The organism is Lentzea tibetensis (assembly GCF_007845675.1).
In the GTDB taxonomy this organism is placed as follows: domain Bacteria; phylum Actinomycetota; class Actinomycetes; order Mycobacteriales; family Pseudonocardiaceae; genus Lentzea; species Lentzea tibetensis.
This window is the reverse complement of sequence record NZ_VOBR01000006.1, coordinates 279,560-291,561: the sequence shown is the minus strand read 5'-3', so window position 1 is coordinate 291,561 and position 12,002 is coordinate 279,560. Positions and strand designations below refer to the sequence as shown.

At 71.5% G+C, this 12,002-nt stretch carries 3 protein-coding genes (1 of these 3 cut by a window edge); all 3 read left to right on the top strand.

The window, feature by feature from the left end:
- Tightly spaced (each overlapping or abutting the next), the 3 genes in view from FKR81_RS11875 to fabD form a layout consistent with a single transcriptional unit that may run on beyond the window.
- A protein-coding gene (locus tag FKR81_RS11875) for an SDR family NAD(P)-dependent oxidoreductase (protein ID WP_186762922.1) crosses the window boundary here: on the top strand, positions 1-2,866 show its final stretch. Its footprint begins 20,174 nt before the window's first position; 2,866 of the gene's 23,040 nt are visible here — the last part of the coding sequence; the start codon falls outside the window, past its left edge; it ends in the stop codon at positions 2,864-2,866.
- Complete coding sequence (locus FKR81_RS11870) at positions 2,863-9,792, top strand: SDR family NAD(P)-dependent oxidoreductase (RefSeq protein WP_146351050.1); 6,930 nt, start codon at positions 2,863-2,865, stop codon at positions 9,790-9,792. Before FKR81_RS11875 ends, FKR81_RS11870 begins: the two co-directional genes overlap by 4 nt.
- Positions 9,789-12,002, top strand: coding sequence for an ACP S-malonyltransferase (gene fabD / locus FKR81_RS11865; protein ID WP_146351049.1), 2,214 nt, complete (start codon positions 9,789-9,791; stop codon positions 12,000-12,002). Before FKR81_RS11870 ends, fabD begins: the two co-directional genes overlap by 4 nt.

Sequence of the window (12,002 nt, the reverse complement as noted above, 5' to 3'; positions counted from 1 at the left end):
CTTGAACGGGCTGGCGGAGTTCCTGCTGGAGCACCACTCGAACCAGGTCACGCCCGAACCGGTGGTGGCAGAGCCCACGCCGCTCCCGGCAGGCCCGGAACCGATCGCCGTGATCGGCATGAGCGGGCGGTTGCCGATGGCCGAGGACATCGCCGAGTTCTGGCGCAACCTCTCGGAGGGCCGCGACTGCATCGGCGAGATCCCGGCCGACCGCTGGGACTGGCGGGAGTGCTTCGGCGACCCGATCAAGGAACCCAACACCAGCAACGTCAAGTGGGGCGGGTTCATCGAGGGCGTCGGCGACTTCGACCCGCTGTTCTTCGACATTTCGCCGCGTGAGGCCGAGCTCATGGACCCGCAGCAGCGGCTCCTGCTGCTGTACGCGTGGAAGGCGCTGGAAGACGCCGGGTACGCGGCGGAGTCCGTGGCGGGCAGCGACATGGCCGTCATCGTCGGCACCGCGAGCACCGGATATCCCACGATGGTCGCGAAGCACTCGCCGGTCGTGGAGCCCTACGACGCGACCGGGGCGGCACCCTGCCTCGGCCCGAACCGGATGAGCTTCTTCCTCGGCGTGCACGGTCCGAGCGAGCCCGTCGACACCGCGTGCTCCAGCGCGCTGATCGCCACCCACCGCGCGGTCGGTGTCCTGCAGGACGGCACGTCCGACATGGCGATCGTCGGCGGCATCAACACGGTGATCAGCAAGGACCTGCACATCAGCATGAGCAAGGCAGGCATGTTGAGCGTGGACGGCCGGAGCAAGACGTTCTCGGACCGCGCGGACGGTTACGCGCGGGGCGAGGGCGTCGGGATGCTGGTGTTGAAGAGGTTGTCGGCGGCGGAACGCGACGGTGACCACATCTACGGGCTGATCCGGGGAACGGCCGAGAACCACGGTGGTCGCGCGAACTCGTTGACGGCGCCGAATCCGAAGGCGCAGGCGGCGGTGATCCGCGCGGCGCACCGGAAGGCCGGGATCGATCCGCGCACGGTCGGCTACGTCGAGGCGCACGGCACGGGCACGAAGCTCGGGGATCCGGTGGAGATCAACGGGCTCAAGGAGGCGTTCCGCGACCTCTACGCCGACGCGGGGGCGGAGGTGACCGGCGCCCACTGCGGTATCGGGTCGGTGAAGACGAACATCGGGCACCTCGAGGTCGCGGCCGGCGTGGCGGGCATGATCAAGGTGCTGCAGCAGATGAAGCACCGCACCCTCGTGCCGAGCCTGCACTGCGACGAGGTCAACCCGTACGTCAAGCTGGACGGCAGCCCGTTCTACCTGGTGCGCGAGCGGCGGCCGTGGGTGGCGCCGGTCGACGGCAGCGGGGCGGAACTGCCGCGCAGGGCGGGGGTGAGCTCCTTCGCCTTCGGCGGCGCGAACGCGCACGTCGTGCTCGAGGAGTACGTGCCGAAGCCGGTGGCCGACGCACCGCCCGCGCGACCACTGCCGGTCGTGCTGTCCGCGAGCCACCCCGAGGTGCTGCGCACGCTGGCCGAGCGGTGGGTCGAAGCGCTGCGCGACGGCACCCACCGCGACGGCGACCTGCCGTCGATCGCCTACACCTCCCAGGTCGGACGGACCGCGATGACCGAGCGGCTGGGCTGCGTCGCGGGCAGCGTCGACGAGCTCGCCGCGGGCCTGGAGTCGTGGCTGCGCGGGACACCGGACGACACCGTCGTGGCCGGTCGTGTCGCCCGCGACGATGTTCCCGCGGCGCCCGCCGGAACCGACGCGACCGACGCGGTGTGCGCCTGGGTGCGCGGAGCCGAGATCGACTGGAGCCGGTGGCACACCGGGTCGCCGCGGCGGATCCCGCTGCCGACCTACCCGTTCCGCCTGAAGCGCTACTGGCTCGACACGAGCGGTCCGGTGGCCGGGGCCGGCGTCGCCGCGCTGCACCCGTTGGTGCGCACGAACACCTCGGACCTGACCGGACAGCGCTACACCTCGCACCTCACCGGCCGCGAGTTCTTCCTCGCCGACCACCGGGTGCGCGGCGTGCCGGTGCTGCCGGGGGCGGCCTACCTCGAGATGGCGCGCGCCGCGGCCGCGCTCGCGGCAGGTGGTGACCGGTCCTGGTCGCTCGCCGACGCCACCTGGGAACGGCCTCTTCTGGTGGAACAGGCCACCGACGTCCACATCGGAGTGTCGGCGGAGGCGCCGGACACGTTGTCCTATCAGGTGTTCACCACCGGGGCGGATGGCGAACGCGTCGTGCACGGGCACGGCGTGCTGACCGAGGAGACCGGATCCGAACCGTTGCCGCGGGTCGACGTCCGGCGACTGGTCGAGGAGTGCGACGGTCCCGTGTTCGACGCGGAGGAGTGCTACGAGCGGCTCGGGGGCCTCGGTCTCGGCTACGGCCCCGCGATGCGAGCGGTTGAGCGTTTGCACTGCGGTTCAGGGACTTCACGCCTCGCGGTGGCCCGGCTGCGGCTGCCGTCGACCGCGGCGGCCGACGCCTCGTTCGTGCTGCACCCGAGCCTGCTGGACGCGGCGTTCCAGAGCACGGTCGGACTGTTCGCAGGGGCAGGCGACGACGCGGTGCCCGCCGCGCTGCCGCATTCGGTCGCGGAGGTCCGCGTGCTGCGGCCGCTGCCCGCGTCCGCGTGGGTGGTCGTCCGGTTCGGCGCGGACGGTCCGGTGGCCGCGGAGCAAGCGCTCGACATCGACGTGTGTGACGAGGAAGGCGAGATTTGCGTGCGGCTGCGTGGTTTCCGCGTCCGCTCGCTCGATCGCGCGCCGACGGGGCCGGCGGCCGAACCGGCGGATCCCGACGAAGACGAGTTCCTGTTCCAGCTGATCGAAGCCGCGGGGGACGGCTCGATCAGCGCGGACGACTTCGAACGGAGCCTGACATGAGCGTTCACGTCAGTTCGGCGGCCGAGCTCTACGAGCTGGTGAGCCGCGGAGAGATCGACAAGCGCGAGGCCCTGCGCCTGGCCCGCGCGATGAAACGGACCGGCGCTTTTGCGCCGGCCGGTGTCAGCGGAGATGTGTTGCGCGACCGGGTTTGTGACGTGCTCGCGGACAAGGTCCGGTTGTTGCTGAAGGTCGGTGCCGAGGACCTCGACGTGGAGGTGGAGCTCGGTGAGTACGGGCTGGACTCAGTGGTCATCAGCCAGCTCGTGAGCACGGTGAACGACGAGCTGGGCCTGGAGCTGAAGCCGACGGTGGTGTTCGAGCACCCGACGCTGGCCGCGTTGGCGTCGCACCTGGTCGCCGAGCACGGGGCCGTTCTGGCCGACCGGCTCGGACTGCGCCCCGCCGCGCCCAGCCCCGCTGTGCCCGAGACGGCCGCGCCCGAGTCCTCTGTGCCCGCACCGAGGATTCCGCGTACTCGGACACCCGCGCCGCAACGGCAGGCGAAACCGGCGACCGCCCCGTCGAGCACCGAGCCGGAGACGGTGGATCCGGTCGCGATCGTCGGGATCAGTGGCCGGTTCCCGCAGGCCGATGACGTGGATGCGTTCTGGCGCAACCTCTCCGAGGGCCGGGACTGCATCAGCGAGGTGCCAGCCGACCGGTGGGACTGGCGAGAGCTGTACGGCGACCCCTTCGACGACGCCGGGCGCACGAACGTCAAGTGGGGCGGGTTCATGGACGGCGTCGCGGACTTCGACCCGGAGTTCTTCGGCATCGCGCCGAAGGAAGCCGCACTCATGGACCCGCAGCAGCGGCTGCTGATGCTCTACGTGTGGAAAGCGCTCGAGGACGCGGGTTACGCGGCGGACGCGCTGGCGGGCACCGATCTCGCCATCATCGCGGGAACCGCGAACACCGGGTACGAGCGGCTGATCGACGCCGGCGGCCGGCGTGCTGACGGAGTCGCGGCCACGGCCACCGTGCCGTCGATCGGCCCGAACCGGATGAGCTTCTTCCTCGACGTGCACGGTCCGAGCGAGCCGGTCGAGACGGCCTGCTCCAGCTCCCTGGTCGCATTGCACCGGGCGGTCGCCGCGCTGGAACGCGGGGAGTGCTCGCTGGCCGTCGTCGGTGGCGTCAACACGCTGCTGGTCCCGGACGGGCACATCAGCTTCGGCCGGGTCGGGATGCTGAGCGAGGACGGCCGGTGCAAGACCTTCTCCGATCGCGCGAACGGTTACGCGCGGGGTGAAGGCGTCGGGATGCTGGTGCTGAAGAGGTTGTCGGCGGCGGAGCGCGACGGCGACCACATCTACGGCGCGATCCGGGGAACCGCGGCGAACCACGGCGGCCGGGCGAACTCGTTGACCTCGCCGAACCCGAAGGCGCAGGCTGCGGTGATCCGCGCAGCGCACCGGAGGGCCGGGATCGACCCGCGCACCATCGGGTACGTCGAGGCGCACGGCACCGGCACCAAGCTCGGCGACCCGATCGAGATCGGCGCGCTGGCCGAAGCGTTCCGCGACCTCTACGCCGACCGCGGCGCGCAGCTGGACGACGTCCACTGCGGTATCGGGTCGGTGAAGACGAACATCGGGCACCTGGAGCTGTCCGCCGGTGTGGCGGGAGTGATCAAGGTGCTCCTGCAGATGCGCCACCGCACGTTGGTGCAGAGCCTGCACAGCGAGCCGGTGAACCCCTACATCGAACTCGAGGACACCCCGTTCTACCTCGTGCGGGAACGCACGCCGTGGCCCGCGCCGGTCGACGACACCGGGGCGGAACTGCCGCGCCGGGCCGGGGTGAGCTCGTTCGGCTTCGGCGGGGTGAACGCGCACGTCGTCCTGGAGGAGTACGTGCCGCCGGTCGCTCCGGTCCCCGAGGTGCGAACCCCGGTCGCCGTGGTCCTGTCCGCGAACGACTCCGGCACGCTGACGGCACGGGCCGAGCAGCTGCTCGCCTGGATCGACGAAACCGGGCCGCCGGACGACGACCTGCCGCGGGTCGCGCACACCCTCCAGGTCGGCCGGGTCGCGATGCCCGAGCGGCTGGCGTTCGTCGCCGGGACCGTCGCGGAGTTGCAGGCCCGGCTGAAGGAGTTCGTCGCCGGTGACCGGTCGCAGGGCCTGCACCGCGGCCACCGCGACCAGCAACCGATGTGGCGCGTCCTCGCGGGCGACGAGGACATCGCGGCCGCGATGGACAGCTGGGTCGACAAGGGCAAGCTCGACCGCCTGCTGGAGCTCTGGGCCACCGGCTTCGACTTCGACTGGAAGCGGCTGCACCGCGGTGCGCCACCGCGCCGCATCCCGTTGCCCACCTATCCTTTCCACCTGCGGCGCTACTGGGCGGCCGACGCGGGCGACCGGCCGAAGGCGGTGCCTGCGGAGCCGGTGGAGACGTGCCACCGGTCCGGCCTCACCGGCGACGAAGAGCACGTGCGCGACCATCGCGTGCACGGGACGCCGCTGTTGCCCGGTGTCGCGCAGCTCGCGCTGGTCGGGGACGCGCTGGGCGTGCCAGAGGGCTTCCGGTTGCACGACGTGGCGTGGCTCCGGCCGATCCAGGTCACCGGGCCGTGCCAGGTCGAGGTGCGCTGGAACCAGACTGATGGCGAGCAGCGTTCATTCGAGCTGTGCGTTCGCGGTGACGAGCGAACGGTCCACGCGACGGGCGTCGCGCAGGTCGGCACCGCGCCGGACATCCCGGCCGTCGACGTCCGGGCGCTGGTCGAGAACTGCCAGGCGCAGCACACCGGCGCCGAGTGTTACGAGCTGTTCGAGCGCATCGGCATCAGCTACGGACCCGCACTGCGCACCATCGACACGCTGCACTGCGGCGAAGGACTCGCGGTCGCGCGCCTGCGCGCACCGCGCTCGGCGAGGCCCGGTTTGGCGATGCTCGACGGCGCGCTGCAGACGTGCCTCGGCCTGTGGCTCGCCGAGCGCGGCGACCCGCAGGGCACGGAGGTGCCGTTCGCCGTGCGCGAGTTCCAGGTGCTGTCCGCGATGCCCGGTGAAGGCTGGGCCGTCGTCCGTCGCACCGCTGAAGCGAACACGCTGGACATCGACCTGTGCGACACCGACGGGAACGTGTGCGCGCGCTGGCTGGGCTTCAGCACGCGCGCCACCTCGGCTCCGCGGCCTTCGCCGCGGTCGCAGGCTCGCACCCGCCTGCTGGCGCCGGTGTGGGACGCGGTGCGGATCGAGAAGTGCCCGCGGGAGCCGGCGGAAGGAGCACGCGTGGTGCTGCTCGGCGGTACCGAGGCCGAGCAGGCCGAGTTCCGCCGCCGCTGTCCCGGCGCCGTCGTGCTCGACGCCGATGACGTCGCCTCGGCTGACCTGCGCCTCCAGGCCGGCTTCGAGCACGTGGTCTGGGTCGGTCCGGCCGACGTCGGCACCGCGTTCCGGCTGGTCAAGGCCGTGCTGGCAGCCGGTGCAGACGCCGGGGAGATCGGCTGGACCGTGCTCACCCGGCAAGCCCGGCTGCTGCCCGGTGACACCCGCGTGGAGCCCTCGTCCGCTGGGGCGCACGGCCTGTTCGGCTCGCTGGCCAAGGAGTACCCGCACTGGTCTGTCCGCGTCGTGGACGTCTCCGCCGACCAGCCCGTGCCGTGGGACGACGTGCTGTGCCTGCCGGCGGACCAGCGCGGCGAGCTGCTGGCCCACCGCCACGGGGAGTGGTACCGGCAGCGGCTGCTGGAGGTGCCCGCGCCGGAGTTCGGGAACGCCGGTGTGGCACCGCCGCCCGGTGATGTCGTCGTGGCCATCGGTGGTGCGGGCGGTATCGGTGCGGTCTGGACCGAGCACGTGATGCGCCGCCACCAGGCGCGCGTGGTGTGGATCGGCCGCAGGCCCCTGGACGCGGAGATCGAGGCGCGCCGCCAGGCTCTCTCGGCCTTCGGCCCGGCGCCGGAGTACGTGCGGGCCGACGCCACCGATCTCGCCGCGTTGTGCCGCGCCCGCGACGAGATCGTGCGCAGGCACGGTCCCGTCCGAGGCGTCCTGCACTCCGCTCTCGTGCTCGGCGACCGGAGTCTGGCAGCCATGGACGAGGAGCACTTCGACTCGGTCTACTCGGCCAAGGCGGACGTGGCGGCCAACATCGCCGAGGCCTTCGGGGACCAGCCTCTGGACTTCGCGGTGTTCTTCTCCTCCCTGCAGTCCTTCGACCCCGCTCCCGGCCAGGCCAACTACGCCGCCGGGTGCACCTTCTCCGACGCCTTCGCCGAGCACCTGGCCACGCGGCTCGAATGCCCGGTGAAGACGATCAACTGGGGTTACTGGGGCGGTGTCGGTGTCGTTGCGAGCCCGGCCCACCGCGCGCGGATGGCCGAGGCGGGTGTGGCGTCGATCGAGCCGGAAGACGGGATGGCCGCCTACGACGCGCTCATGGCGTCGCCGCACGACCAGCTCGCACTGCTGAAGACGACCGGACCGCACGCCGTCGGCGAGTTCGGCGGCGGCGACACCCTCGACCACCAGCCCGCGCTGGTGCCGTCCACGATCACGACGTTGCGCGACAACCGGCCGGACCGCACCGGCGAGGTCGCCCGCCTCCGCGCCAAGTCGGACGAGCACGTGGCGGCGATGGAAGCCACCCTCGCCCGGATCACCTGGAGTGTTCTGCGGTCGCTCGGGCTGTTCGGCGACGATCGCGCCGCCACCGCCGCCGAACTGCGTGCCGAGGCAGCGATCGCGGAGCATCACGACGGCTGGCTGCGGCACACGCTGGCCGTGCTGACCCAGGCCGGCTATCTGCGCCAGCGCGGCGAAGGGAGGTACGCGCGCGCCGGGGACACGGGTTCAGACCTCGGCACCGCGTGGGCCGAGTGGGACCGCGAGCGTGACGGGTGGCTGGCGGACGAGGGCAAACGCGCACAGGCGGTCCTCGTGGACACCTCGCTGCGCGCACTGGCGGACGTCCTGACCGGGCGCCGTCCGGCCACCGACGTCCTGTTCCCGGACTCCTCCGTCGAGCTCGTCGAAGGCGTCTACCGGGACAGCCCCGTCGCCGGCTACTTCAACCAGGTGCTCGCGGACACCGCGGAGGAGTACATCCGGTGCCGCCTGGCCGAAGACCCGGACGCGAAGCTGCGCATCCTGGAGATCGGCGCGGGCACCGGCGGTACCAGCGCGGCCGTGTTCCGGGCGCTCGAGCCCTGGGCCGACCACGTCGAGACCTACTGCTACACCGACATCTCCAAGGTGTTCCTGCTGCACGCCCAGCGCACCTACGGCGACATCGCCCCCTATCTGGACACCCAACTGTTCGACGTCGAGCAGCCCCTCGCCGGGCAGTCCGTGCCGGCGGGCGGCTTCGACCTGGTCATCGCCGCCAACGTGCTGCACGCCACGCGCGACATCCGCACCACCCTGCGCAACACCAAGGCCGCCCTGCGGGCAGGGGGTGTCCTGCTCCTCAACGAACTGAGCACCAACAGCCTGTTCAGCCACCTCACCTTCGGCCTGCTCGACGGCTGGTGGCGCTACGACGACCCCGCACCGCGCATCAGCGGATCTCCCGCCCTGGCACCGGCCACGTGGTGCCGTCTGCTCGGCGAGGCCGGTTTCCGCGGCGCGTTCGTGGGTGCCGAGGACGCAGGAGACCTGGGGCAGCAGGTGATGGTGGCGGAAAGCGACGGCGTCGTCCGTCAGCCCGCCGCGCCGCTTCCGATGCCGGAGGACACCGGGCGTGCACCGGAGGAGGTGGTGACGTCCGCCGACCTCGCGTCGCCGGACCTCGAAGCCCGGATCACCGAGCTCATGGCCGGTGTGCTGGAGCTCGGCCCCGAGCAGTTGGGCCGGGACGTGCCACTGCGGCAGCACGGCTTCGACTCGATCTTCCTGGCCCAGTTCCTGGCGCAGGTGAAGAAGCACCTCGGCGAGGCGCCTCCTCTCGACGTCGTCGCCGAGTGCGAGACGTTGCAGGACGTCATCGACCGGATCACGGACACCACGGGTCGTGCCGGCGTGCCGGAATCCAGGGCCGACTTCCCCGAACTGGTGCGGATGAACTCCGGTGGCACCGGCCGGCCGGTCTTCTGGATCCACCACGGCAACGGTGGCGTGGAGCTGTACCGCCCGATCGCGGAGCGCTCCGCACGTCCGTTCTACGGCATCCAGCCCAAGGGCTGGGCCGGGTCGGGAGAGATCCTCACCGGCCAGGTGCCGATGGCCCGGCACTACGCGTCCGTCATCCGCGCGGTCCAGCCGGAGGGCCCCTACGACGTAGGAGGGTTCTCCGTCGGCGGCCTGCTGGCCTACGAGGTCGTGCGCCAGCTCCAGCTGCAGGGCGCGGAGGTCAACTCACTCGTGATGCTGGACTCCCTGGACGCCACCTCGACCAACAGGGTCAACGAGATCGTGCAGGGCGGCAGGGACGAGCCGGACGTCGCGGCGAAGGTGAGTGCGTTCCGCGCGGTCAACCTGGTGCTCGGCAACAACCAGCTGAACGGTGACGCGGGGACCAGCCGGGTCCTGCACCGCGACGCGGTGGATCCGCGGCAGAGCTACCCGGAGTTCTTCGACTCGCTGATCGCCGCCGCCGCGCGCCTGACGGCCGGCAAGACCGACGCGCAGCTGCGGAGCCAGGTCGAGCACCTGGTGCGCTACTTCGAGGTGCTGCACACGGAGAAGCACGTGGTTCACCCGCTGCCGCGGCGGGACGCGGTGCGTTGCTACTACGTCCGGAACCGCAGCGGCGTGTTCTTCGGGAACTTCGAGGAGTACATGGTGCTTCACCCGAACCCGGACATCCCGTCGCTCGACGGAACCGCGTACTGGCGCGAGTGGGAAGAGCAGATCGACGACTTCTTCGTCACCGAGGTGGACACGACCAGCCACGCCGACGTCGTGGTGGCCCCGCAGTCGCTGAACAAGATCCTTCGCCTGTGCGACGAGCTCTACGGGGAGGGCCGATGAAAGCGGTGATCTTTCCCGGCCAGGGGGCGCAGACGTGCGGCATGGGCCACGAGCTGTTCGACGCCTTCCCCGAGCAGACCGAGCAGGCCTCCGATCTGCTCGGCCACTCGATCCGCGAACTGTGCCTCGAGGACCCCCGGCGCGAACTGAACCGCACGGAGTTCACCCAACCGGCGCTGTTCGTGGTCGGCGCGCTCGCCCACCGGCAGTGGCGGGAACGCGGTGGCGAGGACGCGGCGTACTACGCCGGGCACAGCCTCGGCGAGTACTGCGCGCTGCACGCGGCGGGCGCGTTCGACTTCGAGACAGGGCTGCGCCTCGTGCAGCGCCGCGGCGAGCTGATGGCCCGCGCCGATGGCGGCGGGATGATCGCGGTGACCGGTCTCGGTCGCGACCAGGTCACCGAACTCCTGCACGAAGGCCGGTTCTGCACGCTCGTCGTCGCCAACGACAACTCGCCGGAGCAGTGCGTGGTCTCCGGTGACGCCGAGTCGATCGACGAGCTGGGCGACTTCCTGCAGGCGCGCGGCGTCCGCTGGGTGCGGCTGCGCGTGTCGGGCGGGTTCCACTCCTCGCTGATGCGCTCGGCACAGCGGGAGTTCCGCCGGTTCCTCGAGGGCTTCGACCTCGGCACCCCGCTGGTGCCGGTCATCGCGAACTGCACCGCCCGCCCCTATCCGACCGGCGCCACGGCAGGGATGCTCACCGACCAGATCGTGCGGCCGGTGCGGTGGACCGAGAGCGTGCGGCACGTGCTCGACGAGGGCATCACCGAGTTCGTCGAACTGGGCGGCGCGGTGCTGACGAAGCTCGTCGAGCAGACCCGCGCGACGCACCGGGTGTCCGGGCTCCGGGGCCGGGACCTGGGCAGCGAGGTCTTCCGGAAACGCCACCGCCTGCGCTACGCCTACGCCGCGGGCGGGATGTACCGCGGGATCGCCTCGCCCGAGCTGGTCGCCAGGCTGGGACGCGCGGGAATGCTCGGGTTCCTCGGCACCGCCGGCCTGGCGCCGGAGGAGACCGAGCGCGGGATCAAGGAGATCCAGAGCGCACTCGGCGATGAGCACGCCTACGGGGTCAACTTCTTGGCCGACCACGACAACCCCGCGACGGAAGACGCGATGGTCGACGTGCTGCTGCGCCACCGCGTGCGGCTCGTCGAAGCGTCCGCGTTCATCCAGGTGACCCCGGCGCTCGTGCGCTACCGCGCACTGGGGCTGCGCCGGGGACCCGGTGGCAGGCCGGTGTGCGACCACCGCGTCGTGGCGAAGGTGTCCCGGCCCGACGTCGCGGCCACGTTCATGGCACCCCCGCCCGACTCGGTGCTGGACCGCCTGCGGGCGAACGGTGAGCTGACCGCCGAGCAGGCCGACCTCGCCCGGCGGGTGCCGATGAGCCACGACATCACCGTCGAGGCGGACTCGGGCGGGCACACCGACGGTGGCATCGCGACCGCGCTGCTGCCCACCATGCTCGAAGTGCGCCGGCGCGCACAGGAGGAGTACGGGTACGACGAGCCGATCTGCCTGGGCCTGGCCGGCGGGATCGGCACGCCCGCCGCGGTGGCGGCCGCGTTCGTGCTCGGCGCCGACTACGTCGTCACCGGCTCGGTCAACCAGTGCACGGTGGAGGCCGCGACCAGCGACGCGGTCAAGGACATGCTGCAGGACATCGACGTGCACGACACCGACTACGCGCCGGCGGGTGACATGTTCGAGCTCGGCAGCCAGGTCCAGGTGCTGCGCAAGGGCGTGTTCTTCCCGACGCGCGGGAACAAGCTGTACTCGCTCTACACCCACCACGACGGCATCGACGACCTGCCCGCGAAGACCAGGGCGTTGCTCGAGCGCACGTACTTCCGCAAGTCGCTCGACGAGGTCTGGGCCGACGTCGTCCGGCACCTGCGCGCGACCAACCGTCACGAGCTGCTCGAGCGCGCCGAGCGGCAGCCGAAGCAGAAGATGGCCCTGATCTTCCGGCGCTACTTCGGGTACAGCGCGCGGATCGCGCTGGAAGGCCGGCCCGACGACAAGGTCAACTACCAGGTCCACACCGGACCGGCGCTGGGTTCCTTCAACCAGTGGGTGCGCGGCACCCCGCAGGAGTCCTGGCGGCACCGGCACGCCGACGAGATCGGCCGGATGCTGCTCGACGGCGCGGCGTCGCATCTCACCGCGTTCTGGCGCGGCGCGACCCAACGGCCAGCATGA

Bases quoted from the DNA above. Each gene is read 5' to 3' on its own strand.
- FKR81_RS11870 (WP_146351050.1), top strand. From the start codon at position 2,863: ATGAGCGTTCACGTCAGTTCGGCGGCCGAGCTCTACGAGCTGGTGAGC.
- fabD (WP_146351049.1), top strand. From the start codon at position 9,789: ATGAAAGCGGTGATCTTTCCCGGCCAGGGGGCGCAGACGTGCGGCATG.